This window comes from Sporosarcina newyorkensis (assembly GCF_900167515.1).
Lineage (GTDB): Bacteria > Bacillota > Bacilli > Bacillales_A > Planococcaceae > Sporosarcina > Sporosarcina newyorkensis.
Genome location: NZ_FUYJ01000001.1, coordinates 182104 through 208316, shown reverse-complemented (window position 1 = coordinate 208316; position 26213 = coordinate 182104). Strand labels below are relative to the sequence as shown.

At 43.1% G+C, this 26213-nt stretch carries 28 protein-coding genes; 10 read left to right on the top strand and 18 right to left on the bottom strand.

What is annotated here, in order from left to right; all coding sequences use genetic code 11:
* The first annotated feature begins 76 nt into the window (after positions 1–76).
* Both B5D59_RS01100 and B5D59_RS01095 read left to right on the top strand, forming a co-directional pair.
* Positions 77–433 (top strand): hypothetical protein, encoded by a 357-nt coding sequence (locus B5D59_RS01100; RefSeq protein WP_040758120.1) that lies wholly within the window; start codon positions 77–79, stop codon positions 431–433.
* Positions 430–897 carry an endolytic transglycosylase MltG gene (locus tag B5D59_RS01095; RefSeq protein WP_009496829.1) on the top strand — a complete coding sequence of 156 codons (468 nt, stop codon included), beginning with the start codon at positions 430–432 and terminating at the stop codon, positions 895–897. Before B5D59_RS01100 ends, B5D59_RS01095 begins: the two co-directional genes overlap by 4 nt.
* 32 nt (positions 898–929) lie before the next feature.
* Here B5D59_RS01095 and B5D59_RS01090 read toward each other — a convergent pair whose 3' ends face one another.
* The 4 genes from B5D59_RS01090 to B5D59_RS01075 form a co-directional block, all read right to left on the bottom strand.
* Positions 930–3095, bottom strand: coding sequence for a peptidoglycan D,D-transpeptidase FtsI family protein (locus B5D59_RS01090; protein WP_009496830.1), 2166 nt, complete (start codon positions 3093–3095; stop codon positions 930–932).
* A gap of 100 nt (positions 3096–3195) precedes the next feature.
* The gene (locus B5D59_RS01085; RefSeq protein WP_009496832.1) at positions 3196–3804 is read right to left on the bottom strand and encodes a superoxide dismutase; all 609 of its coding nucleotides are present in this window, start codon (positions 3802–3804) and stop codon (positions 3196–3198) included.
* An 86-nt stretch (positions 3805–3890) separates the two neighbouring features.
* The gene (locus B5D59_RS01080) at positions 3891–4373 is read right to left on the bottom strand and encodes a DUF456 domain-containing protein (protein WP_078816543.1); all 483 of its coding nucleotides are present in this window, start codon (positions 4371–4373) and stop codon (positions 3891–3893) included.
* Positions 4374–4393: 20 nt separating this feature from the next.
* Positions 4394–6025 carry a Na/Pi cotransporter family protein gene (locus B5D59_RS01075; RefSeq protein WP_078816542.1) on the bottom strand — a complete coding sequence of 544 codons (1632 nt, stop codon included), beginning with the start codon at positions 6023–6025 and terminating at the stop codon, positions 4394–4396.
* Between the two features lie 240 nt (positions 6026–6265).
* Here B5D59_RS01075 and B5D59_RS01070 point away from each other — a divergent pair, with 240 nt between their 5' ends.
* From B5D59_RS01070 to B5D59_RS01055, 4 genes are read left to right on the top strand one after another with little or no spacing between them, the layout of a single operon-like run.
* Positions 6266–6772, top strand: a complete 507-nt coding sequence (locus tag B5D59_RS01070) for a DUF1189 family protein (RefSeq protein WP_176132466.1) — start codon at positions 6266–6268, stop codon at positions 6770–6772.
* Positions 6773–6818: 46 nt separating this feature from the next.
* Entirely contained in the window at positions 6819–7163 is a 345-nt protein-coding gene (locus B5D59_RS01065; protein WP_078816540.1) for a hypothetical protein, read from the top strand.
* Positions 7164–7214: 51 nt separating this feature from the next.
* Complete coding sequence (gene ispG, locus B5D59_RS01060; RefSeq protein WP_040758122.1) at positions 7215–8339, top strand: flavodoxin-dependent (E)-4-hydroxy-3-methylbut-2-enyl-diphosphate synthase; 1125 nt, start codon at positions 7215–7217, stop codon at positions 8337–8339.
* Complete coding sequence (locus B5D59_RS01055) at positions 8336–8902, top strand: 5' nucleotidase, NT5C type (protein WP_078816539.1); 567 nt, start codon at positions 8336–8338, stop codon at positions 8900–8902. Before ispG ends, B5D59_RS01055 begins: the two co-directional genes overlap by 4 nt.
* A 62-nt stretch (positions 8903–8964) precedes the next feature.
* Here B5D59_RS01055 and B5D59_RS01050 read toward each other — a convergent pair whose 3' ends face one another.
* The 3 genes from B5D59_RS01050 to B5D59_RS01040 are packed head-to-tail and all read right to left on the bottom strand — an operon-like array spanning position 8965 to position 11001.
* A complete protein-coding gene (locus B5D59_RS01050) occupies positions 8965–9378 on the bottom strand; it encodes a Fur family transcriptional regulator (RefSeq protein ID WP_009496848.1) in 414 nt (137 codons plus the stop codon).
* 25 nt (positions 9379–9403) lie between these two features.
* Positions 9404–10234, bottom strand: coding sequence for a metal ABC transporter permease (locus tag B5D59_RS01045; protein WP_078816538.1), 831 nt, complete (start codon positions 10232–10234; stop codon positions 9404–9406).
* Positions 10231–11001, bottom strand: coding sequence for a metal ABC transporter ATP-binding protein (locus tag B5D59_RS01040; protein WP_040758124.1), 771 nt, complete (start codon positions 10999–11001; stop codon positions 10231–10233). Before B5D59_RS01040 ends, B5D59_RS01045 begins: the two co-directional genes overlap by 4 nt.
* Before the next feature lie 99 nt (positions 11002–11100).
* Between B5D59_RS01040 and B5D59_RS01035 the strand changes: the two genes are divergently transcribed.
* A complete protein-coding gene (locus tag B5D59_RS01035; RefSeq protein WP_009496854.1) occupies positions 11101–11343 on the top strand; it encodes a hypothetical protein in 243 nt (80 codons plus the stop codon).
* A gap of 37 nt (positions 11344–11380) precedes the next feature.
* On the opposite strand, the gene B5D59_RS01030 is transcribed toward B5D59_RS01035, so the two are convergent.
* Both B5D59_RS01030 and B5D59_RS01025 read right to left on the bottom strand, forming a co-directional pair.
* Positions 11381–12283, bottom strand: a complete 903-nt coding sequence (locus B5D59_RS01030; protein WP_176132465.1) for a deoxyribonuclease IV — start codon at positions 12281–12283, stop codon at positions 11381–11383.
* Positions 12283–13575, bottom strand: a complete 1293-nt coding sequence (locus B5D59_RS01025; RefSeq protein WP_009496858.1) for a DEAD/DEAH box helicase — start codon at positions 13573–13575, stop codon at positions 12283–12285. Before B5D59_RS01025 ends, B5D59_RS01030 begins: the two co-directional genes overlap by 1 nt.
* Positions 13576–13687: 112 nt before the next feature.
* Between B5D59_RS01025 and vrrA the strand changes: the two genes are divergently transcribed.
* On the top strand, positions 13688–14137 hold the full coding sequence (gene vrrA / locus B5D59_RS01020) for a VrrA/YqfQ family protein (protein WP_050804624.1): 450 nt from the start codon (positions 13688–13690) through the stop codon (positions 14135–14137).
* 69 nt (positions 14138–14206) lie between these two features.
* A complete protein-coding gene (locus B5D59_RS01015) occupies positions 14207–15172 on the top strand; it encodes a 4-hydroxy-3-methylbut-2-enyl diphosphate reductase (RefSeq protein ID WP_009496862.1) in 966 nt (321 codons plus the stop codon).
* Positions 15173–15221: 49 nt separating this feature from the next.
* Here B5D59_RS01015 and B5D59_RS01010 read toward each other — a convergent pair whose 3' ends face one another.
* The 9 genes from B5D59_RS01010 to ccpN all read right to left on the bottom strand — a co-directional run bounded on the left by B5D59_RS01010 (position 15222) and on the right by ccpN (position 24497).
* Positions 15222–16343, bottom strand: a complete 1122-nt coding sequence (locus tag B5D59_RS01010) for a Nif3-like dinuclear metal center hexameric protein (protein WP_078816536.1) — start codon at positions 16341–16343, stop codon at positions 15222–15224.
* Positions 16340–17038, bottom strand: a complete 699-nt coding sequence (locus tag B5D59_RS01005) for a tRNA (adenine(22)-N(1))-methyltransferase (RefSeq protein WP_078816535.1) — start codon at positions 17036–17038, stop codon at positions 16340–16342. Before B5D59_RS01005 ends, B5D59_RS01010 begins: the two co-directional genes overlap by 4 nt.
* Before the next feature lie 126 nt (positions 17039–17164).
* Positions 17165–17536 (bottom strand): cytochrome c550, encoded by a 372-nt coding sequence (cccA, locus tag B5D59_RS01000; RefSeq protein WP_040758125.1) that lies wholly within the window; start codon positions 17534–17536, stop codon positions 17165–17167.
* A gap of 138 nt (positions 17537–17674) precedes the next feature.
* A complete protein-coding gene (locus B5D59_RS00995; RefSeq protein WP_040758126.1) occupies positions 17675–18814 on the bottom strand; it encodes an acyl-CoA dehydrogenase family protein in 1140 nt (379 codons plus the stop codon).
* Between the two features lie 287 nt (positions 18815–19101).
* Entirely contained in the window at positions 19102–19668 is a 567-nt protein-coding gene (locus tag B5D59_RS00990) for a hypothetical protein (RefSeq protein ID WP_009496870.1), read from the bottom strand.
* 91 nt (positions 19669–19759) lie between these two features.
* On the bottom strand, positions 19760–20929 hold the full coding sequence (gene rpoD / locus B5D59_RS00985) for an RNA polymerase sigma factor RpoD (protein ID WP_078816534.1): 1170 nt from the start codon (positions 20927–20929) through the stop codon (positions 19760–19762).
* A 15-nt stretch (positions 20930–20944) separates the two neighbouring features.
* Positions 20945–22756: a DNA primase gene (gene dnaG / locus B5D59_RS00980; protein ID WP_078816533.1), complete on the bottom strand. Its 1812-nt coding sequence runs from the start codon at positions 22754–22756 to the stop codon at positions 20945–20947.
* 272 nt (positions 22757–23028) lie between these two features.
* Positions 23029–23847, bottom strand: coding sequence for a pyruvate, water dikinase regulatory protein (locus B5D59_RS00975; protein WP_040758127.1), 819 nt, complete (start codon positions 23845–23847; stop codon positions 23029–23031).
* An 11-nt stretch (positions 23848–23858) separates the two neighbouring features.
* A complete protein-coding gene (gene ccpN / locus B5D59_RS00970; RefSeq protein ID WP_040758128.1) occupies positions 23859–24497 on the bottom strand; it encodes a transcriptional regulator CcpN in 639 nt (212 codons plus the stop codon).
* A 312-nt stretch (positions 24498–24809) separates the two neighbouring features.
* Between ccpN and B5D59_RS00965 the strand changes: the two genes are divergently transcribed.
* Positions 24810–26189, top strand: a complete 1380-nt coding sequence (locus tag B5D59_RS00965; protein WP_078816532.1) for a glycine--tRNA ligase — start codon at positions 24810–24812, stop codon at positions 26187–26189.
* Positions 26190–26213 lie beyond the last annotated feature (24 nt).

Genomic DNA, 26213 nt, shown 5'->3' with positions numbered 1-26213 from the left:
AGAAAGATTGAAATTTCATTCGCCGGGTCGCTATGGTATTATGAAGGAAACTCTAGTTATTTTGGAGGGAAACGAAATGGATATCGCCTTAATTTTACTCATTATCGGGCTGCTGGCTGTCTTGGCTTCTTTCTTTGTAGGGAACCCCACTCGTACATATGAAGATGAATTGGAAAAGGTTTCCGTCAGTCTTCATCAGGAAACAAGTAATCTAAAGAAAAGGGTGCGGGTGCTCGAAGATGAGTTGATGGTTGCCCCGCCTATGACAGAAAGTTACACGGCTTCCCCGAAAAAACCTGTTCACGCAATTATCGTCAATCAGATCACTTCTTTACACAGTCAAGGCTATACAATGTCTGAGATTGCACAAAGAGCTTCCATGCAGGAAGATGAAGTGGCTGCTGTACTCCGTTCAAAAGGAGTGCGCACATGATCAAAGAAGCATTTCGCTCGGTAGGCATCGGTTGTTTGCTGGCAGGCGGTATTTTATATACCGTTGACAATTTACCGAAAACAACGGAAGCATCCTTACAACAAGAATTGACGGCAACTCAAAAAGAATTGGAAGTTATTAAGAAAGAATTGGCCATATCCCAAACCTTGACGTCTGAAGGTGAACCAAACAAAGAAACTGCTTCGGAAACTAAACCAGTTGATCAGCAAGAGCCCAAGAAAGAAGTTGAAACAACCGTCATCAAAAAGAAAATTGCTGTGCAAGCTGGATCCAGTTCAGCAGATTTATCCGGGACGCTCGAACGTGCCCATTTAATAGAAGATGCATCGAAATTCGATACGTATATGAAAGAAAACGGTTATGCCGGAAAAATCCAGATCGGCACATTTGAATTGAACTCTGACATGAGTTTTAAAGAGATGGCCGATGTATTGACAAAATGAAACAACCTCCTGTGAGTACAGGAGGTTGTTTTTTATTCGTCTTCTGGAGCTTTCTTGATTTTGATATCCGGAGAAGAATTGGGGATTTTTGAGTTTCTCTCTTTTTCCAGGTCAAAATATATATCGAGTGCTTCTCGGACGATTTCACTGGCAGTCGCAGAAGGATAGCGTCTTGTATTCGTTGAAATATATGGAATCATTACAGAGTAAGCAACTTGTGGATTCTCGGCAGGTGCATAGCCAACATGGGATAAATTGATTGTCGGAATGACTGGATTTGATTTATTACCAGTATAATAAAACGACTGTGCCGTTCCCGTCTTCCCCGCCCCATCATAGGAAGCCCCTTTTAATAATCCTGAAGCTGTTCCATTCGAACCATAATATACATAATGCATTCCTTTTTTCACTTGATCGATTTCAGCTTGTGTATTGTTAATATGATTGAGAACCTTTACAGGAGTTTCTTCTACCAAATTTCCAAAAAACTCTCCGTCTGGTGAAGGCTCGCGAATTTCTTTTAAAATTTTCGGGGCGATTCGATTACCGTCTGCTGCAATTGTGGCAACATATTGCGCCAGTTGCAGCGGCGTATAGGTGTCAAACTGACCGATCGCAAAGTCCATCAGTTTACCTGTGATTGTTTCAGTACCCGTCACACCTGTGTATTCTCCCGGCAAATCGATACCCGTCTTAACGCCTAAGCCGAATGAAGCGAAATTTTGACGGAATGTGTCAAACGCTTTTTTGTCAATCGGCAGCGCCTGACCTGGTCGATAACTTGCACCACCTAATGCAAAAGAAATCCGGAACATATAGACGTTAGACGAACGCCCAATAGCTTGAATATCATTTAGTGCGACCCGGCCGTTCTGATTAAATAGGGATCGTTTTACCGTGCGGCCGATTCGGATCGGTTCGTCAATTTTGACATCTCCGATTCGGATAGCCCCTTCACTGTAGCCTGTTAGCATGGTAGCCAATTTTACAGTTGAGCCCGCTTCATAAGCAGAAGTGAACGTGCCAAAAGTATAATCTTGAATTGCCCATTGGCCAGTCGATTCGTCTCTTACGACTTTTTTGCCCACCAACGATAAGATTTCACCATTATTCGGATCCATCATGACAAGAAAGGCAGACTCCAGTGCACCTGCACTTGCATTCCGCTTCAATTTCAATAATTTATTGGACACGACTTCTTCCAGTGCCTTTTGCAGTTCACTATCCGTTGTCAAGATGAGATCTTTACCAGGCTCTCCTTCTTTCACCGTTTTGGTTTCAATCACTTTACCCGTGCGGTCCTTAATGTTTTTTACGATGGTCTTTTGCCCTTTTAATAGATCTTCATAGTAAGCTTCCAAATAACTTCTGCCGACCCGGTCGTTACGAGAGTAACCTCTGGCTAGGAAATAATCTAAATGGGAACGTGGAATCCCTTCTACTGGACTCGTTGTAGAACCGAGAATTGCGCTATCCGATTTCTTGACACGGTCCCAATCCGTCGTCGTATTGACGCCGGGCAATTCATTCAGCCGTTCCGAAACGACCGCAAATTCTTTATCGGTCACTCCATCACTCTTAATAATTTGAGGCGAATAGGCATATCCTGCCATCATTTCTCGATAAATTGCCAGGACCTTGATGTCTTCATCCGATAACGAATTGATTTCTTCGTCTGTGATCCGATCTCTCGTCAATTGGTTGATTTCCCTCTGGATATCTTTTTTAGATTTTTTATCGTCCTTACCAATACTGCTTTGTTCTTTTTTTGATACTTTCTCAGCAGCTTTCTCAGGGTTGAGCAAGATCCAGAAATCACGCTTATCTCCCATTGTCACTCGCTTTGTATCTTGATCGATTAACTTCGATAACTTCCTTGCGAGCTCCAACATATCTGCAGTAGAAGTAGATGAAGTTTTCGTATAGGTAATTGCATTTTTCGGTTCATTGTCTACAAGTACTTGACCATTTCGATCGTAAACTCTTCCTCGCGGCGTACTCGTATTGACGGCAATTTCTTCCGTTCGCTCAAGCATCCGTGTATAATCTTCCCCTTTTACAATTTGCAGATAACCTAGCCGGAATATGAGCAAGGAGAAAAGGACGAAAATTGCCACGAAAAGAAAGTTCATTCGAAAAGCAATATGTTTACGTTGCCGGGCTTTCGCCTGATCTGCTTTTCTTGTTGTCTTTTTCAACGGGAATCTCCTTTCTATATTTTTTTATGTATGCCTCAGTATATCATGAACCCATAAAAGAACACACATCTTGACGAATCAGATGTGTGTCAGGTTTCAATTATTTATTGTCTTGGTAACGCTTTTCAACTTCATCCCAATTGATTACGTTCCAGAATGCTGAAATATAATCAGGACGACGGTTTTGGTAGTTCAAGTAGTACGCATGCTCCCAAACATCCAAACCTAGTAAAGGCGTTTTGCCTTCCATATAAGGAGAATCCTGATTTGGCGTAGAAGTTACTTCAAGCTCACCGTTGTTCAGAACGAGCCAAGCCCAACCTGAACCGAAGCGTGTTGTTGCAGCTTTTGCGAATTCTTCTTTAAACGCGTCAAAGCTACCAAACTTCTTGTCGATTGCTTCAGCAACCTGCCCTTTAGGATTTCCGCCACCATTTGGAGAAAGGATTTGCCAGAAGAATGAGTGGTTAGAATGTCCACCGCCATTATTGCGGACTGCTGTACGCTTGTCCTCTGGAACTTTGTCCAAGTTTGCAACCAATTCATCAACCGGCATGCTAAGAAGTTCGTCATGACCTTCTAGTGCATTGTTCACGTTAGTTACATACGTGTTGTGATGTTTTGTGTGATGGATGTTCATCGTTTCTTTGTCGATGTGTGGCTCCAACGCGTCATAAGCGTATGGTAGTTCTGGTAATTTGTAAGCCATTTTCCATTCCTCCTCTAGTTATATCTGTTTTGCCCTACCTATTCACATTATCAAAATATGAGTCAGCATTCAAAGAAAATGGACTATTAACGGAGAAAAAACAGAAAAATAGCAATCATGATTCCCATCACGGTCCCTTTTACTACCACAGATGTCAGAAAACCGACAACAGAGCCTACTCCCGTCTTGAACGCTTGTTTGAGACCCGAGCGCGTAACGAGTAATTCCGCCACGATCGCCCCAAGAAATGGGCCAGCTAAAATACCAGCGACCGGAATAACAAATGGACCGATCAGCAAGCCAATCGTACTGCCCCACATCCCTGCCTTACTGCCCCCAAAGCGTTTGACACCTACGAGATTCGCAACCGTATCTGCTCCGAACAGCAAGATCACAAACAACCCCTCTATTACCCAGAACAGCCACGTAAGCTCTTCGAATGAAACAATGACGCCATACAACAAGAAACCGGCCAGTATAAAAACAACAGAAGGAATGACCGGATAGATAAGTCCGGCGAATGCTATACAAAACATCAAAATAGCTACGATCCAACCGATCCATATCATAAACTGTCACTCCTTCTTCATTATGCGTGCTTTCCTAAGATCGCTTCCGCAATATTCACCGCATGGTCCCCGATCCGTTCCAAATTAGAAACGATATCTACGAATACCATACCTGCTTGTGCGCTACATTGGCCTCCGTTCAAACGAACGATATGATTTTTACGGAAACGACGTTCCATATTATCAATCAAATCTTCCTTCTCGGAAACCATCCGCGCTAATCCAGTATCATTTTTATCCAAAGATTCAATAGCTTTTTGGACCGTTTCGATCGTCAGAGTAAACATCTCTGTCAAATCATCGATCGCACCATCTGTTAGTTTTAATTTATTCGTCTCACGCAAATCAATTAATTCAATAATGTTTTCGAAGTGATCACCGATCCGTTCGATATCCCGTACGCTGTCCATCAACATAACATGACGGCCGGATTCCGCTGGGGATACGGTTACAGCTGAAATCTCGACTAAGTAATCTGTGATTTTCCGATCGAGATTATTAATGGCATCTTCTATCTGATAAGCCATTTCAGCGTGTTTTTTCTGTCCTGTTTTCAAATACTCGAATGATTGCTGCAGTCCTTGCACACTGAAATCTCCCATTCGGATAATTTCTTCTTTTGCCTGTCCAATCGCAACTGCCGGCGACTGTGTAATGAAATGCCGGTCAAGATGCTTCGGTTTGTATTCGATCGTCACGTCTTCCCCAGGAATCAAACGGGTGACGAGATACGCCCAGGCACCAATGAAAGGAAATTGCAGTACTGTGTTCGCAATGTTAAATGAGCCGTGAGCAAATGCAATTTGCATCTTACTTTCTAAATTCAGGGCGCCAGACACCCATTCCACATATGCCGTAAACGGAATGAGCAGCAACATGAAGATGATTGTACCGACAATATTGAATAAAACATGTGTAGCAGCAGCCCGTCTAGCCGCTACGGATGCACCAATAGAAGCAAGAACGGCCGTGATCGTCGTTCCGATATTATCACCGAAAAGTATCGGCAATGCCGCTTTCATTGTAACTAAATCTTCCGCGTATAGACCTTGTAAAATCCCGACAGTCGCACTGGAACTTTGGACGATTAATGTAAAAATTGTTCCGGCTACTACACCTAACAACGAATGTTCACTCATCGCCAGCGTGAAGTCTGAGAAAGCTTCCAACGAACGCAGAGGTTTCATTCCGTTACTCATTAACTCCAAACCTAAAAACAAGCCACCAAAACCAAAAATAACTTCTCCCAAGTTTTTGACTTTAGCTTTATTAATGAAGAAAATAAGAAACGCACCGATCGCCATGATAGGCAATGCATAAGCCCCAACGTCTAAACCGATAATAAACGCAGTCACCGTCGTACCGATATTGGCACCCATAATGACACCGATTGCCTGACGGAGCGTCATGAATCCTGCGCTTACCAGTCCTACAGTAATAACTGTAGTACCCGAACTGGATTGGATTAAAACAGTTACAATAATACCGACAAGAACGCCCATAAATGGGTTAGTTGTAAAACGGTCTAAGATTGCACGGAGTCTGTCCCCTGCAGTTTTTTGCAATCCATCCCCCATATACTTAATTGCGAATAGGAAAATACCTAAGCCTCCAAGAAATTGGAACAGCACTTCCTGCCAGTTCACTTCCATTTAATTGTCAACCTCCATCAAACGATTATGTATAGTCTTACAGTTGCCCCTCCGCATGGATTCATGTGAAGTTTCACCCTATTATGTTCGGACCATACACCAATTGTAAAGTACTGAACACAAATCTTTACATCACCTTTACAAAGCCGCAATAATTTGTCATAAGAATGTCGAAATTTCACGTATCCTGCAGGTTTCACATAAATGATAGACTATACAGTAGAAAGGGAGGCCTATTTCGTGAAATTCCATCAAATATTCAAAGCTTCTTTGCATGAACCGAAAAAATTGGCTGCATTTCGCTTGCTACCGATCGGAAAAGTCATTCAATACATATTTATTTTTGTCTTTCTTTACACTGCTGTATCGTTTACCCGTTTTTTATTTGGTGATCATTCCCTTTTTCAATCGACACCTGAAGTAGCAGAAATCGGAAAAACAATCGGTATCTTAATATATCCTTTTGCATTCGTTTTGCAACTTGTGATTATCACGTCGTATTTATTTATTCGGGTCAGTATTTTTGGTATTATAGGAGTATTGTTGCTGAAACTATTGCACCGTCGCGGCGAGTTTCGATTTATGTGGCGCACTGCGGCAATTGCTGCCACGCTGCCTATTTTATTGACAATGATTTTTGAATTCATACCAGACATGCAATCTTACGGCCTCTTGGTTGCGTCACTTGTCCATTTACTCTATGTTTGGCGCGCTGCAACCTATTATCCAAAAAAGCCGACAAAATGAATAGTCTTGTCCTTGCCTGCATAGTGTGATGCAGGAGGGATGATCTATGAGAATATTTTTGTTGGCACTCGCTGTATTTTGCATTGTTCATTTTGTGCGTGTGGATTTAACAGATGGGACAATCCCTCTTGCAGCCTTTTTCGATGAAGAATCGTCCTGTATAGAGGAAACCGTTAATCATTCAATTGTCATTCGGGCCGTTGAAGGTGATACAATAGAATCGTTATTTGCATTATATCCAGATCCCACGCTTAATTTTCTAGAGAGGCTGGAGAAATTTTATTCCTTGAATCCTCATCTGGAACGACAGCAGTTCCTGGCCGGCGAAGAAATCAAACTGCCGCTTGGCGAACAGCCGGATACGGAATGCGAGGAAAGCAACGAACGTTAATTTACCATTCCATCTATGATGGTATTTATCTATTTGAAGGAGAGAAAAGCAATGACCGAAATGATTCATCGTGCGAACACCCGTCCCGTTAAAGTCGGTAATTTAACGATCGGGGGAAGCAATGAACTATTTATTCAAAGCATGACGACTACGAAAACTCACGATGTGGAGGCAACTGTCGCTGAAATCAATCGTTTGGAAGAAGCAGGATGTCAAATTGTACGTGTAGCATGCCCAGATGAGCGTGCAGCGTATTCGATTGGCGAAATAAAAAAACGCATCAATATTCCACTCGTCGTAGATATTCATTTTGACTATAAACTAGCCTTGATCGCAATCGAACAAGGTGCAGATAAAATCCGTATCAATCCTGGAAATATTGGACGCCAATCCAAAGTAGAAGCGGTCGTCAATGCCGCCAAAGCGAAAGGCATTCCAATCCGAATCGGCGTTAACGCTGGCTCACTTGAGAAGAAGATCCTTGAAAAGTATGGTTATCCAACAGCTGAAGGCATGGTAGAAAGTGCCTTGCATCATATTAAGATCCTAGAAGACTTGGATTTCCATGATATTATCGTGTCGCTGAAAGCATCTGACGTCAACTTGGCGATCGAAGCGTATAAGCTGGCTGCAGCTGCATTTGATTATCCGTTGCATTTAGGTATCACGGAATCCGGTACGCTATTTGCAGGCTCCATCAAGAGTGCAGCTGGACTCGGTACGCTGCTATCAGCAGGTATCGGCAACACGATGCGCGTATCATTAAGCGCGGACCCTGTTCAGGAAATTAAAGTGGCGAGAGAACTTCTGAAAGTATTCGGTCTTTCTTCGAATGCTGCAACACTTATTTCTTGCCCGACATGCGGTCGGATCGAAATTGATTTAATTTCAATTGCCAATGAAGTGGAAGAATATATCTCCACTATTAAGGCTCCTCTTAAAGTCGCAGTACTGGGATGCGCGGTAAACGGTCCCGGAGAAGCTAGAGAAGCAGATATCGGGATTGCAGGAGCTCGTGGCGAAGGGTTGCTCTTCATGCACGGTAAAACGGTTCGGAAGGTTCCGGAAGAAACAATGGTCGACGAGCTGAAGAAAGAAATCGATATTTTAGCAGAAGAATATTTTGAAAAAAAACGACAAGAGGAAGCACTTGCCCAAGGTGGCGCAGCCGAATGAAGCAACTTCGTTTCGGCATCGATATTGATGGAACTGTAACATGCCCTACTTCTCTATTGCCCCATATCAATAAGCGCTTTGGCTCAAACCTGACGCTTGACGATATTAAAGAATACGATCTGACAAAAGCATTTGACGTAGATCCTGTGCAGTTCGGAAATTGGTATAAGGAAGCAGAGGAACTGATATACCAAACGTCTCCTGCACAGCAGTACGCGAAAGAAATATTAACGAATTGGCAAAAGAATTATGAGCTGTTCTATATTTCTGCCCGCGGGCAAAATGTGTTGGAATGTACGACCGCTTGGTTCCGTGAGCATCAAATTCCTTTTGATCACGTAGAATTGATCGGAACACATCATAAAATCGAAACAGCGAAAAAATTTTCTGTTGATGCTTTTTTTGAAGACAAGCATGACAATGCGGTAGGAATCCACGAAGAGCTGGACATACCGGTATTCTTGTTTGATACCCCTTATAACCGGAATCCGATCCCTAAAGGCGTAATCCGAGTCAAGGATTGGCAGGAGGCAAATCAGCAAGTTCAACGATTGTTTGCTTAACTCCTCGACACAAAAAGGCAGTCCCAAAAGTCGATTTTCCCGACTTTTGGGACTGCCTGTTTTTATTCAATACACCTCGGACATCTCCCATAAATTTCAAACTTATGGCCCTCTATTTCATAATCCGATAAATTTACTGTCACCTGATCCATCGGACAACTAGGAATGGATTTCGTATTTCCGCAGGTTGTGCAAATAAAATGATGATGGTGACTATCTGAAGCACACTGCATGCGGAAAAGACGTTCCCCATTCAGTTCTGTCTCATCCAATATTCCCAATCTAGAGAAGACCGCCAGATTACGATAAATCGTATCGAAGCTTATACCTGGATTGTCCTGTTCAACTGCATTTCGAACCTCCATTGCTGTAACATAACGATCAACTTGATCAAAAAAACGCAACAGGATGTCACGGTTTTTCGTACGTTTATAATCATGCTTCAAAAGAATTTTCCACGCTTCGTCCATTGTCATCCTGAACCGCCTCCTTTCTCACTCTTTACGCGCGAATCTTTTTCCAAAATAGTACGATCAGTAAGATGAAAACTGAAGTCACTACTATTGTTCCGCCCGGTGCGATATCTAAATAATAAGCAGAAATAAGTCCGATAATCACGGCAATTTCACCGAAGATTACTGAATAAACAAGCGCTCCCTTATAACTTTTTGCAAGTTGGATGGCTGCAGCAACGGGAAGTGTCATCAGCGAAGACACGAGCAAGATCCCGACGATCCGCATCGAGGCTCCGATGACAAGCGCTGTAATAACCATGAATGCCGCTTGAATGATCCGCTCATTAATGCCTGATACTCTCGCATACTCAGGATCAAACGCCAATGAAAACAACTCTTTGTAAAGAAAATATAAGAACGCTATAACGATGATTGCAATCAATAGCACAATATATAAATCCTGACGACTAACAGCTGAGACTGAGCCAAACAAATAGCCAACTAAATCCGTACCGAAGCCTTTTGCCAACGAAATAAAAATCGCTCCAAAACCGATACCGGCAGACAGGATAATCGGAATCGCCAATTCTTCAAAGCTGCGGTATACTCTGCGCAATCGTTCAATCAACAATGAACCAACGACAGCCGCTCCCATCCCTAAATATACAGGATTCAATGCTGCAAAGAACAATACTTGCTGACTTAAATACAAACTACCTGCTATCCCCGCCAAAGCAACATGGCTTAACGCATCTGATATCATCGCCATGCGCCGAACGACGATAAACAATCCAAGCATAGGCGCGATCAATCCGATGATCAGCCCGGACAGGACTGCGTTTTGTAAAAATTCATAAGTGAAAATCGCTTCAATCATCTGGCACGCTCCGTTTCTTTTTGATGAAGCCGGCGAACTGGATGTCCATACCAGCCGGACAACTCCGACTCACTCATCTTCTCGTAATCTGCATGCACGCCATGGAAATGAATGGTGCGATTTAAACAAGCTATATGCGTCGCAAGCTGTGTCACCAGATCAATTTCATGTGTTACCAATAAAATCGCAATACCATAATCACGATTTAATTCACTAAGCATAGAATAAAAGGATTCGACGTTTTGACGGTCAATTCCGACTGTCGGCTCATCCATGATAAGAAGATCCGGCTTGCTCACCAATGCTCTCGCGATAAACACACGCTGTTGTTGGCCGCCCGACAGATCACCAATACTTTTTCCATGATAGTCCGCCATTTTGACGACCTGTAACGCATCTAATGCCCGTTGTTCGTCTTCTTTAGTAAATCGTTTGAAGAGACCTTTTTTACTCGTCAAGCCGCTTCTCACGACTTCCAAGACCGTAGCAGGGAACCTTGTCGTAAAGGCATTGGACTTTTGCGAAACATAACCGATTCTCTGTTGTTGCTTGAACGAATCGATCGGTCCTCCAAATAATTGAATTGTACCTTCCGTCGGTTTCAGCAAGCCTAAAATGATTCTGAGCAACGTGGATTTACCGGAACCATTCGGGCCAATTAACGCCCAAAACTCCCCCTGTTTCACTTCTAGACTGACATCAGAAAGTGCAACGGAGTGGTGATACTTATGTGTAATATGATCTAATTTGATAATGGAATTTGTCATATACATATCCCTTCCTGTAATTCGTAATCATTACGATTACTTAATAAATTATAGCGGAATATGTTAAAGGATACAACCAATTGAAAGGATTTGAGGAGAATGGATTTACTACAGTTGATTCAGGAGATCAAACAGTTGTCCGATAATGAGGCGCAACAGTATGCGGCAAGTCATGGTGTACAGTTGTCAGTGAAGCAAATTCAGCAGTTGCGCCCTTTATTGGATGAGGTGTCGTTGTCATGGCTGTTCACTGGTATTCCATCTGTATTTCTAGAGAAAGTATCTTCTGTCATCGGATACGAACAAACGATGCTTTATTTAGATCAATACAAGTTGCAATAGAAAAAGCGCTGCAAACTAGCAGCGCTAATTAGGTATGTTAGTTATTCAACTCTTGCAGTAACTCAGGTGTGAATTTTTTATTTTTCAGCATTTCGATTTCAACTGCATAAGGTGCTTTTTTGTTTGCTTTGTCCGTCCCGATGAAAGGTGTTTCCAAAATTTTTGGAATGTCTTTGAATGTTGGGTGGTGGACGATGTATGCAAGCGGGTCGAAACCGATGTGGCCGAAACCAATGTTTTCGTGACGGTCTTTTCCGGCGCCGCAGACATTTTTGCTGTCGTTGACATGAATAACGGAAATTCGATCCAAGCCGATGATTTTATCGAATTCGTCGAGTACGCCTGCGAAGTCATTGACAATGTCGTAGCCTGCATCGTGGACGTGGCACGTGTCGAAGCAGACCGACAGACGTTCATTGTGTATCACACCGTCGATAATTTTCGCAATTTCATCAAAGCTTCTGCCGCATTCTGTACCTTTTCCAGCCATCGTTTCCAGGGCAATCCGGACATTGGCGTCTTTAGAGAGCACTTCATTCAGACCTTCTATGATTTTTGTTATACCTATGTCCGTTCCAGCGCCGACGTGTGCTCCTGGATGCAGTACGATTTGATTAGCTCCGAGTGCTTCTGTCCGCTCTATCTCCTGCTGCAGAAAATCCACGCCTAGACGAAACGTTTCAGGCTTCGTCGTATTCGCAATATTAATGATGTACGGTGCATGGACGACGATTTTGGATTGGCCATTAGCTTCCATATGCGCCGTTCCTTTTTCTATATTCAATTCTTCGATTGGTTTACGTCTCGTATTTTGAGGTGCTCCAGTATAGATCATGAAGGTGTTCGCTCCATATCCAAATGCTTCTTCACTTGAGCCGAGAAGCATTTTCTTGCCGCTCATCGATACGTGGGAGCCCAAAAGGATGTCATTTGCTGTCATTATTTCTTTTTCATTCTCCTTTGTCTCTTTTTGAATTTTTCTTGTTCTTCAGCTAATTTTTTCTTATAGCCTGGCTTGACTTTATCCGGCTTACGGATTATAGATGCAGCCTTCTTATCAATTTCGTCGACTTCTCTTATACGTTTCTTCCGGGCTTGTCGTTCTTTCACTTCGATCCACTCACCATTTTTCACGTCTTCATGGACAAATGGAATGCCTAGTTTTTCAATACGGTTGATTTGATCTTCGTCTGATGGAGCATATAGCGTGATGGCCATACCGCCGAGACCCGCACGTGCCGTCCGCCCTACACGGTGGATGAAGAACTCTAGGTCCTCCGGTAATTCGAAGTTGATTACATGGCTTACGCCCGGAATATCGATCCCTCTCGCAGCAAGATCTGTTGCAACAATATATTGATACTCAAGGTCACGCACTTGTTTCATCATTCTTGTCCGTTCACGCGGCGTCAAATCCCCATGAATCCGGCCCGGCTTATAACCGTGCTCGGCTAAATAATCTGCAAGTTCATCTGCATTTTGTTTGGTATTCGTAAAGATGATCGCCAAATACGGTTGAATGGCATCCATAACGTGAAGCAACTTTTTCTTTTTGTCCATACTTCTGACTGGTACTAATGAATAATGCATATTCTCTGTCAGTGGTTTTTTATCATCCATCTGCACATGAACAGGAGAATTCATATATTTAGCTAAAAACGGTTTCAATTTCTCCGGAATGGTCGCTGAAAATACATACATGCTAAGCTTATCAGGCATTCTTGAGGCAAATTGATCGATATCCTCAATGAACCCCATATCAAAAGCGAGATCCGCTTCATCGATTACAAGCTGAGTAGCTGTATGAATCGGCAGCGCTCCTACTTCCGCCATATCTCGAATACGGCCTGGCGTGCCCACGATAATATGAGGAGTACTTCTCAAGCGCTCTGCTGATCTTTTCTTATCCGTCCCACCAATCAAGATGGCACTTTTAATATCTGTCTCTTCGATTAGTTTCTTTAATTCTGTATGGAGCTGCGTCGCCAATTCACGGGTCGGTGCCGTGATGACTACTTGCAATTCATCTTGTGCTGTATCGATCTTTTCGACGAGCGGGATCAGGAAACTATGTGATTTCCCTGTACCTGTATGTGCTTGTCCTATAGCACTTGTGTTCTTCATTATAAGCGGGATCATTTCTTTTTGAATGGGTGTCGGTTCTTCAAAACCCAATTTTTGAATCGCTTCCCTCAAAAATGGTTTGAATTGATAATCTGTATATTTCGACATATCGTTCCTCCTCTAGCGTATTTCTTATTGTACCATGATTCGGTGCCATCAGTAGTTTTTTTCGCATAGGATACTATGAGAAGTACTCAAAATGTTTAGAAAGGAGTTCGTGATGAGATATCAATCATTTTATCCGTTCAGTAATCAACAGTCAGCCATGAGGCCCAGTCCTCCTCCCCCGCAATTTACTGGCGGCGGGATGCGGCAGCCATTTTCTTCCGGCATGCCGCCGACTTCAGGGTTCCCGCAAGCAGGCGCAAGCGGACAGCAAGCCGGCGCTGGTGGGGCTGGCGGGCCTTCACGAGCAGATCAATACATGCAGACTGCCAATCGATTTTTGAATACCGCTCAGCAATTTGCGCCGCTTGTACAACAGTTTGCACCTATGCTCCAAAATTTACCCGCCATGTGGAGATTATATAAAGGATTCCAGTCTATGCCAAATGCACCTGCAGCAACACCTACTGCACAACCAGGTAGTTCACCCGCGCCTAGTGCCCGAGCAAGCGCTGCACCTGTCAGCCAGCCTTCCGCACCGCGTATTTTCCAGCCTCCCTTCTGAACTCTTTGAATCACCCGCCAATCTCCGCTATAATGAAAGAGAAGTTAATAGAGGAGTGGAGTGGAATAAATGAAAGTACTCAAGATTTCACCAAGAGGTTATTGTTATGGTGTGGTTGATGCGATGGTCATTGCGAGAAACGCAGCTCTCGATACATCCCTGCCGAGACCCATTTATATATTAGGCATGATCGTCCATAATAAACACGTTACAGATGCATTTGAAGAAGATGGGATCATCACCTTGGATGGGGAAAACCGCTTAGATATTTTGCGTAAAGTCGACAAAGGTACCGTTATTTATACAGCACACGGTGTTTCTCCTGAAGTACGTAAACTGGCAAAAGAAAAAGGTCTCGTCGCGATTGACGCTACGTGTCCGGATGTCTCCGTCACTCATCATTTGATTGAGGAAAAAGTGGCAGAAGGCTATGACATACTTTACATCGGAAAAAAACACCATCCCGAGCCTGAAGGGGCAATCGGTGTGGCACCAGAGTCGGTTCATTTAATCGAAAAGCTGGAAGACATCGAAAACTTGGAGGTCGAGAATGATCGTCTGTTGGTGACGAATCAGACGACGATGAGTCAATGGGATGTCGCACATTTAATGGAAGAACTGCAGCGTAAGTTTCCTCATATTGAAGTGCATCAGGAAATCTGTTTGGCGACTCAAGTGAGACAGGAAGCAGTCGCGGAACAGGCTGGAGAAGCGGATTTATTAATCGTTGTAGGAGATCCGAAGAGTAATAACTCGAACCGCCTGACGCAAGTATCTGTGGAAATTGCCAATACGCCATCTTACCGTATCTCCGATGTTTCAGAAATCGATCCGGCGTGGCTGATGGATATCGAGACAGTTGCGGTGACGGCAGGTGCTTCGACGCCTACTGTAATCGTTAGAGAAGTTATTGCCTACTTGAACAAGTTTGATGCAGCAGATCCTTCGACACATCAACCAGAACGGCAATTTAAGTTGGAGAAAATCTTACCGAAAATCAAAAACCCGAGTCCCGTCATTCGGATTGAACCTTAAACGCAACGTACGAATAAACCGGCGAGAGAATAAATCTCTCGCCGGTTTTTTAGAATAAAAATTGAAAAGGCTCCGTATTCACTTTTGATTCGATGAATTCTATATCGTATTTCATTTCGTTGCAGAGTTTGGATAGGTTTCGGGCGACTCCCTCAATCATAATCTTCTCTATGTTATGTCCAGGGTCGACTACAGCCAGTCCTAAGCTTTGTGCATCTTGTGCGACATGGTAATATAAATCGCCGGTAACCAGCACGTCCGCGCCCTTACGCTTAGCTGCTGTGATGTATTTGTTGCCGTCGCCGCCTAACACCGCTACTTTGCGAATAGATGTTTCCGGGTCCCCGACAAAGCGTAAAGCTGGCACCTTAAAAGCGTCTTTGACATGCTCTGCAAATTGTTTTAGTGTCATCTCTTCGGACATGCGACCGACTCTTCCGATGCCATGCACATTTATTTTTTGTTGCATTTTGAACAAATCAAATGCCGGCTCTTCATATGGATGCGCTGCAAACAAGGCTTTAATGACTTTCGGCTGAAGACTTTCCGGAAAAACGACTTCGATTCGTTCTTCATCCACTGAAGTAGGCTCTCCCACTTCTCCAATTGTTGGATTCGCTCCGTCAACCGGGGTGAAACGTCCGATTCCATGCGAGCTGAAACTGCATCCGACATAGTCTCCAATAGCCCCGGCACCTGCTGCCGCTAACTCTTTACGGAGCTGATCTGCATCTGTCTGCGGACAAAATACAGCCAGTTTTACTAAGTGCTCAGAACTCGTTTCCTCGATTGGTTCTGTATCCGTGATGCCGAGACGGTCTGCCAGCATATCATTGACACCGCCTTTTGCGATATCCAAATTGGTGTGTGCCGCATAAACGGCTATATCATGCTTGATGCACTTTTCAATCATCTTTCCTTGCGGTGTATCTGTCCATATCGTTTTCAATGGCCGGAAAATGGGCGGATGATGCGCGATGATGAGATTAGCTTCTTGTTCAATCGCTTCGTCAATTACTTGTTCGTTAACGTCAAGCGTCACAAGCACTTTATTCACTTGTCGATTTAGTTGACCAATATGCAGACCAATCGGATCTCCTTCAAATGCGAGCTTCTTAGGTGACCACTTTTCAAAAACCTCAATAATCTGACATCCATTTACTTTTTTCATTCAGCTAACACCTTCCTGACTAAATCGTAATTGGTTTGGATTGATTGCTTTTTCAGTTGAATTTCGTTTGTTTGTTCTGCTTTATCCAAAGCTTCTAATACACGTACCCATTCCCGTGTTTCCCTCTCCCATTTCGCACGGAAAACGGGTGAAGATTTTTGTCGCAAGATGGGTCCCAGCAGAAGGTCTGTTGGCGAATACTCTGCTGATCCCCTTTCCAATACCAGAATTTCATAAATTTTACCGTCTTCTTCTAAAATCTCTTCATCCACAAGTTGAAATCCGTTTTCTATCGCCCATTGTCGAATGGCAATCGCATGCAAATTCGGTTGAGCAATAATTCGTTTTACATGACGCAGACGTTCTTTCCCTGCCTCTAAAATCGATGTGATCAACGTTCCGCCCATTCCCGCGATGGTTACGGTTTCTACTTCATCTGCATCTTCAATGGCCAGTAAACCATTCGCTAGACGCACTTCAATACGATCGGCAAAACCATTCGCTTGTACATTGCGTTTTGCTGATTCGAATGGACCTTTCACGACTTCCCCTGCAATCGCTCGTTGAATAACGCCTTTATTCATCAAATAGCATGGCAAATAGGCGTGATCGCTGCCGATATCAGCGAGCACAGTGTTTTTTGGAACGAACCTTGCGACCATTGCAAGGCGTTTGGATAATTGGTTGGTGTTCATAAGTCCCCGCCTTTCATTCCATTCTATTGTATATTTGACAAACCGTACATGCAATGCAAAAGAGCCATCAAACCAAGGAAGAGTGGTTCCCTTCCTGGTTTAATGGCTCTATTAGTAAGTAGATACTCAGTCTAACGATAAAATGTATTCAACCATTTCATCTATGTTCTCGTCCGGAACAAGTCCAGCTGGCATAGCAGTTCCTGGAACGCCATCTTTGATTGCGTCATGCATTTCTTCCGCAGGGAATGCTTGTCCGTTTAGAGCAGGTCCCATTCCGCCTGATAAGTTATCTCCGTGACAACTTACGCACTTTTGTTGTGCGACAGCTTCTGCGTCAAATTCGCCGGTATTTGCATTTTCTTCAGTAGTGGCTTCTTCTTCATCTGGTCCAGCAATTTCTTTCTTTTGATCTAAACCATAAAGTGACATGAAGAAAATCAGTCCAATTCCTAGCGCAAAAATCAAAAGATAAGGTACAACAGGATTTTTATTCATTGGATTACCCTCCTTCATCAGAATCTATTCTGTAAAAGATACAGTACACAATTAACATTGTACTGTATCTATGAGAAAACTGAAAGTGTTATTGAACGACTTTTCACCTTTTGTGACAGATTGGACATAATTCAACATTCAGCAACCAATTTGTCGTGCAATCACCATACGCTGTACTTCTGAAGTACCTTCCCCTATCTCGAGCAGCTTCGCATCCCGCAAATATCGTTCGACTTCATATTCACGCATATAACCATAACCGCCGTGTATCTGAATTGCTTCGTTGGCAATTTCCATGGCGATTTCAGATGCATATAATTTACACATCGATGCTTCTGTCGTGAATTTCCTGCCTTGGTCTTTCAACCAAGCTGCCTTATAAACCATATTCCGCGCCAATTCGATTTTCATAGCCATATCTGCAAGCTTAAATTGGGTGATCTGAAATGAAGATAGGCTCTTACCGAATTGCTTACGTTCTTTTGAATAACGCAACGCTCGGTCATAGGCTGCCTGCGCAATCCCAACTGCCATTGCACCGATTCCGATACGTCCACCATCCAATGTCACTAAAAATTGTTGAAACCCTTTCCCTCTTACACCAAGCAAGTTCTCTTCCGGCACGACAACCTGATCAAGTAACAACTCAGTCGTATTGGACGCATGAAGACCCATTTTTTCATAGTTATCCATGACCGTAAAGCCTTCTGAATTTGTCGGCACCATAATTGCACTTATTTCTTTTTGACCGTCCGTGCGACCTGTGACGGCTGTTATAGCTAAGTGCTTTGCATAGCTTGCATTTGTAATATAAACCTTGGAACCATTGATCGTGAACTTTCCGCCTTCTAATCGTGCTGTCGTTTCTGTCCCCCCTGCATCTGACCCGGCATTCGGCTCCGTCAGTCCGAATGCTCCAAATGATTCCCCTGTGCAAATAGGTGTCAGATACGCTTGTTTTTGCTGTTCTGTACCGAACAGATGCAACGGGGCACCTCCAAGCGAGATGTGAGCTGAATACGTTATCCCTGTTGATGCACACGCACGGCTCAATTCTTCTGTCACAATGGCGAAACTGATCGTATCTGCTCCAGCCCCGCCGTATTTCTCAGGGAACGGTAAGCCCATCATGCCCATTTGAGACAACTTCTTAAAAATTTCAATAGGGAATGTACCTGATCTGTCTCGTTCAACCGCGCCAGGAGCGACTTCTTCATTCGCAAAATCCTTCATTAACTTCTTAACCATCTGCTGTTCTTGAGTTAAATCAAAGTTCATTTTGATCATCCTCTCTATGAAAGCCCTTACATAACATTATATAGAGATTGGATGAAATATAACAATGAATATATTATCCTTCATCCTATTTATCTTTATTCAACAGACAACTCCCATCTCTATAGGTCGTGAGATGAATGCGGTTTATTAATCTGTTCAGCGGATGTTTAAACGCCCGCTGAACAATAGAAGTACACAGGCTAAGATCGCCCCACAACCTGCGGCACGTACGCCTAAGCACAGTTCAAAATCTGGAAGCAATTACACCGCGGTGTAATTGATTTAAATCAAAATGATAAAATTAAAAAGCCGACGATCGTCAACAAGCCTAAAGAACCGGAAATCGTAAAGTATAGTAAGTTCATTAGTCTGCCTGTAAATAGCCACAGACTGCAATTCAAAACAAGTAATCCAATTAATAATGTAGTCTCACCATTAAAAAATGCTGTCCAGATTTTCAAGGACATCATCAGCAACAGAAAGGCCATCGATATGTATAGGAAAGGAGCAAAACCTCTCTTGATGAACGATTTTCCTGAGGCAATCACGAGAAAAAGCAGCGAAAGGACCGTGGCTGCAAGTAACGTGGCTATCGGATATTCTTTCAGTAAAAACATGGCGACAGATACCAAGCCTGCCAGCAACAAACTGATGAGCAGAATCATCAATTGCTTTGTTCGCAACTGTTTTTTCTCTTTGTGCAGAGCGGAAGATTCCTTTATGACCATCTCGTCAGGATCTTCTCCTTGCGCGTACAGTGTAATCAAAAAATCACAGTAGTGTTCAGGAAGAAGTTTATTCTGTTTCCAATAGCGGATTTCTGAAATGATTATTTGCTTCTTTTCTTTTGTCATCCTTTCTCCCCCATTAATACCAATCAATAAAATTGTTCTTTTTATGGATCCAGAAGAAAAAGCATCGGCTAATTTGAAGCCGATGCATCTATTACTCTAAAAAGTCTTTTAAGCGTTTGCTGCGTGATGGATGACGCAATTTTCTAAGTGCCTTGGCTTCAATCTGGCGAATCCGCTCACGTGTGACGCCGAAGACTTTACCTACTTCTTCCAGCGTACGTGTACGGCCATCATCCAGACCGAAACGCAGACGCAAGACATTTTCTTCCCGGTCTGTCAATGTGTCCAAGACATCTTCGAGCTGCTCTTTTAATAATTCATACGCCGCATGATCTGAAGGAGATTGTGCTTCTGAATCTTCGATGAAGTCACCTAAATGAGAATCATCTTCTTCTCCAATCGGTGTTTCCAAAGAGACAGGTTCTTGTGCGATTTTCAGGATCTCACGTACTTTTTCAGGAGTTAAGTCCATTTCCTCTCCGATTTCTTCTGGAGAAGGCTCTCGTCCTAAGTCTTGCAGGAGTTGACGTTGTACGCGAATCAATTTATTGATCGTTTCTACCATATGCACAGGAATACGAATTGTACGGGCTTGGTCTGCAATCGCACGTGTAATTGCTTGGCGGATCCACCACGTAGCATACGTACTGAATTTAAAGCCTTTTGTATGGTCGAACTTCTCGACAGCTTTAATCAGACCCATATTCCCTTCCTGAATCAAGTCAAGGAATAACATACCACGGCCGACATAGCGTTTAGCGATACTGACAACCAATCGCAAATTCGCCTCCGCCAATTTCTTTTTGGCATTTTCTCCACGAATAATAGCTGCATCTATTTTAGGTGTCATTTCGTTTGTTTCTGCCAACTCTGCTTCCGCTTCAATACCTTCTTGAATCCGAATCGCCAAATCAACTTCTTCTTTACCTGTCAATAAGTCGACACGCCCGATTTCTTTCAAATACATACGAACGGGGTCGTTGATCCGGACTCCTGGCGGCACACTCAAATCATTTAAGTCGAATTGTTCTTCCGCATCACTCTTGGCATCTGCTTCTTCTTTTCTATCCATTTCGATACCTTGTGCTTCTATCTGATCGAGAAACTCTTCAAATTGTTCAGGTTCCATTTCAAAAGATGCCAGTTTTTCTGTTACATCCTCTAGTGTTAGTTCGCCTGTTTTTTTACCAGCCTCTATAATAGCTGCCTTTGCTTCTTCAATAGTCAATTCTACTTCTCCCGTTTGTTCTTCTTTTGTCATAGCGACTATACCTCCTTACAGAACCTTTAACGATCTCACAAGTTGGATTACCTCTGTGGCCAACTCCATTGCTTTTAGTAGGTCGTTCTTTTTTTCTGCTTCTTTTGATTCATGTTGTTTTTGTTCAATCAAACGTTTTAGTTGATTGCGTTTTAAGTGACGGATACAATCTTCTACTTCTTGCCCTGTATGCTCTTGTGAACGTTCTGTCAAAATAGCTTCCATGACGATTTTCTTCAATTGCCGGTCTTCCAACATTTCAGCAAATCGTTGATAGTTGGGCAAGTCATATTGTTCATAAAACGCGGCCAACTTGAAAAATATTTTGATGACGTCGTCTCTGACAAATAAATCTTGAAGTTCTGCACGCTTTTCTTCAAACAAGTCGGCGTCCATCAATAGGTGAGCAAGGAGCAGCTGTTCCGCGCGATCTGTCTCCGTTCTGTTCGCTGTAGCACTGGTTAAGCTTACCGATCGGCTTTCTTCCACTGGATCTACATCACGTGTCTGTTTCGCCTTTCGTGCTATAGACTTTGTAAACTCCTGTCCGAGTGACTCTTTGGAAGCATTTGTTTCACTATGGAGTTGTTGAATCAATAAATCCTTTTCAATAGGAGAACAACGGTGAGCAAGTTCATTGAAAACTTCATGAACATACTGCTTAATATCATGATCAATCGATAAGTTTTTGTCTCTTCTATAATAGGCAGCGACAAAAGAAATATACGAAAGTGGCTGATCTAAGATTTTCTCTGTAAATGCGTCGACTCCCTGTTGGGCGATGAAATCATCGGGATCCATTCTATCTGGCAGAGTGGCCACGAGCACATCCATTCCACTATCAATCAAACTGTCGGCAAATCGTTTGGCGGCCCCCCAGCCAGCAGAATCTCCGTCACAGCAAATGACCACTTTCTTTGCCATTCGCTTCAGTTTCACGATATGATGTGATGATAAAGCAGTACCCATGACTGCGACCGTATTCCCGATTCCACCACGGTCTGCAGCAATCGTATCCATAAAACCTTCGAATAGTATTACTTTACCCGATTTCCGAACATTAAGACGTGCCCGATGAAAATTAAACAAAACCTTGCTCTTTTCGAATATCGGAGTCTCTGGACTATTGATATATTTAGCGTCTGAAGACGAATCCTCCAATCTTCTTCCAGAGAAGGCAATGGTCATGCCATTATCATCCTGAATTGGAAACATGATTCTTCCCCTGAAGCGGTCGAAATATCCCGATCCATCCTCTTTTTGAAAACAAAGTCCTGCGGTTTCCATTTCTTTCAGATCAAAGCCCTGCCTAGTTAATAATGAAGACAAAGCATCTGATTGAACAGGAGACCATCCTATTTCATACTGTTCGATTTGATCACGCGTAAACCCTCTATTTTCTAGATATTCTAATGCTTTTTCGCCTTCTATGGTGTTTAAGAGCAGATGGCTATAAAAATTGGCGGCAAGCGTATACGCTTTAAGCATTTGTTGGTTAGAAGAGGTTTTCGTCGTTTGCGCATCGTTTGTTGAAGCTTCTAGCTCCATTCCAATACGACTTCCGAGTTTCAGAATGGAATCGATGAACGAACGGTTTTCCATATCCATCATAAAGGTGATGGCATTCCCGCTTGCTCCGCATCCGAAGCAGTGAAATAGTTGCTTGTCTTCGGAAACAGAGAAGGATGGGCTGTTTTCTTCATGGAACGGACACAGTCCAAACCAATTCTTTCCCCTTTTCGACAATTGGACATATTCACTGATCAAATCGACAATGTCTGTTCCTGAGCGGATTTCCTCAATCGTGTCGTCAGATATTCTTGTCATTCTATCACCATTTCCACTCTATATACATAAATTCGAGGACTTTCTCAAAAACCCTTTTTTATCGACATCATTCGCCTCGAAAACTTTTAACTTCGCATGAATTGAGTATTCAAGTAGGAAACATGTACTTCCCAACACAGTTGACCGCTGTTCCAAACAGCTGCTTCCAATTCCCCCTATAGTTTGCTAATAATGATCAATTCATATACTCTGTTGCTACATTTCGGCCTACTATCCAACTAGACACAGAAAAAAGAAGACCTAACCATCCGTTAGTTGGCCTTCCTTGCTGTAAATGTTTTGAGAATCGTATTGGCTGTTTCTTCAACTGCGCGATTGGTCACATCAATGACTTCGCAGCCGACTTTTGTCGTAATCTCATTAAAATAGTCTATTTCTTGTTGAATACGTGCTATTTTCGCATAGTTTGCGTCATCTTTCAAGCCCAACGTTTCCAAACGCGCTTTTCGAATAGAGTTTAATTGATTTACTGATATATAAAGTCCGAAACATTTAGTTGGATCGATTGAGAATATCTCTGCTGGCGGATCGACTTCAGGGACAAGCGGCACATTAGCCACTTTATATCCTTTATTCGCCAGAAATTGTGACAGCGGTGTTTTGGATGTCCTCGATACACCGAGCAGTACAATATCTGCTTCCAATACACCGCGCATATCTCTTCCGTCGTCGTATTTTACCGCAAACTCAATAGCCTCGATTTTTTTGAAATAATGAGCATCCAACTGCCTGACCAAGCCTGGTTCCTCAAAGGGTTCTAGGCCTAACTGATTTCCAATTTCGTCGATAAGCGGTCCTAACAGATCTACGGACTTTACGTCCAATTCTTCACAAAGAATACGCAAATGATCGCGCATTGACTCTTTGACTAAAGTAAAGACAATCAAAGCTTGCTGTTGTTTAGCTAAAAACACAATTTCCTCTAACTGTGAATTCTCCTCAATATAGGAGAATCTCTTTATGGAAACGCTCTCCAAATCATGCCGGAATTGACTAGCAGCCGCCTTCGTAACAAGGCCAGCTGTTTCTCCGACAGAATCAGAGACGATGAATAATGTAAAATTCGGCATACCGTCACTCCTCATAAGTCATGATCTTCCGCTAATGAAAGAAATGCGGCTGTTATATTGGTCTTTGTAATCCGCCCGATTACTTCCAATCCGCCCTCTTTCTCATTGATGATTGGCAATGAATCAATTTGACTGTCCATCATTTTTTTTGCTACTGAAATGAGGGTATCCTGCTTCCTGCAATACATAATATTCGGCATTCTTGTCATGATGACATGCACAGGAATTTTATCTAATTCCGTTCTTCCGATACTTGTCCGCAACAAATCTTTTCTGGATAGTACACCTGTCAATAAGGATTGCTGATCCACTACGAAAAGGGTTCCGACATCCTCCAGAAACAATTGGCAGATCGCATCATAAACTGATAGATTCTCCGTGATCACGACCGGTCTTGATTGAAAATCCGCCGCTGTCATATCTACCATACCGTCCGCTACCGATTGAATAGGTTTTTTGCCAGAATAGAAGTAACCCACACGCGGTCGTGCATCCAAATAACCCGCCATCGTCAAAATTGCTAAGTCAGGTCGGATAGTTGCACGCGCTAAGTGTAGACGCTCAGCTATTTGCTCTCCTGTAATCGGTCCGTTTTCTTTGACGATGTCAAGGATTTCATTTTGACGTGTATTTAATTCCAAACATGTCACCGCCTTCACACTTCAAAGTAGTATTTACTAACCAATTATATAACAAGACGCTCACTATTGCGAAGAAAGGAGAACCATGCTAAACTAATTTTGAATGAAGTAAGCGAAGAACGGTCAATAAGTAGTGTAAAGATGAGCGAACAGGGACAGTGAGAGCCTGTACTACACGAAGACGGCAGCCGGGAGTTGAACCATTCATTATGAAAGTGGGTTGAAAAACCAATCGGGGTGGAACCGCGGGTCATCATGCACTCGTCCCCGGACATGTCTATGTCCGGAGACGAGTGCTTATTTTAATTGGAGGGATTTATAATGTTATCTATGGAACAAGTAGTGAATCTTTCAAAGCAACGGGGTTTTGTGTTCCCAGGCTCTGAAATCTATGGCGGTTTGGCGAACACATGGGATTACGGTCCGCTCGGCGTTGAGTTGAAGAACAACATCAAACGTGCTTGGTGGCAAAAATTTATTCAGGAATCGCCTTATAACGTAGGGCTGGATTCAGCCATCTTGATGAACCCGAAAGTTTGGGAAGCATCTGGTCATATCGGGAACTTCAATGATCCAATGATCGACTGTAAAAAATGTAAGACGCGTCACCGTGCGGATAAATTAATCGAAGAAGCATTAGATGCCAAAGGGATTGAACTCGTAGTTGACGGCTTGCCATTTGAAAAGATGTTCGAACTAATCCAAGAACACGGCATCGTGTGCCCGACTTGCGGTGCGATGGACTATACAGAAATCCGTCAATTTAACTTAATGTTCAAGACGAGTCAAGGAGTGACGGATTCATCCGCAAACCAAATTTTCCTTCGTCCTGAAACAGCACAAGGAATCTTCGTCAACTTTAAAAACGTTCAACGTTCGATGAGAAAGAAAGTACCATTTGGAATTGCGCAAGTCGGTAAAAGTTTCCGTAATGAAATCACGCCGGGTAACTTCACGTTCCGTACGCGTGAATTTGAACAAATGGAACTGGAATTCTTCTGTAAGCCTGGTGAAGATGAGCATTGGTATGGATACTGGCGCGACCAATCCAAGAACCTATTGTTGAACCTTGGATTGAAAGAAGAGAATATCCGTCTTCGCGAGCATAATGAAGACGAACTTTCCCACTACTCTAAAGGAACTGTAGATATCGAATATAAATTCCCGTTTGGCTGGGGAGAGCTTTGGGGTATTGCCAACCGTACGGACTTCGATTTGAAGCGCCATATGGAATATTCAGGCGAAGACTTCCACTACCAAGATCCTGTAACGAATGAAAAATACGTTCCTTACTGCATCGAGCCTTCTGTTGGTGCAGACCGTGTTACACTAGCTTTCTTATGTGACGCATTTGACCAAGAAGAGTTGGAAGACGGCGATACACGTACAGTGTTGCGTTTCCACCCGGCACTTGCTCCTATTAAAGCTGCGATCTTGCCATTATCTAAAAAGCTTGCAGAAGATGCAGATAAAGTGTATACGGAACTGGCGAAGCATTTCCCAGTACAGTATGACGATTCCCAATCAATCGGCCGTCGCTACCGTCGCCAAGATGAAATTGGAACTCCTTTCTGTATCACATACGATTTTGATTCATTAGAAGATCAGCAAGTGACTGTCCGTCACCGCGATTCTATGGAACAAGAGCGTATGCCAATTGCAGACGTTAAAGCATATATTGAAAAACATCTACAATTTTAATTTTAAAAACCCGGAGAATCGGCA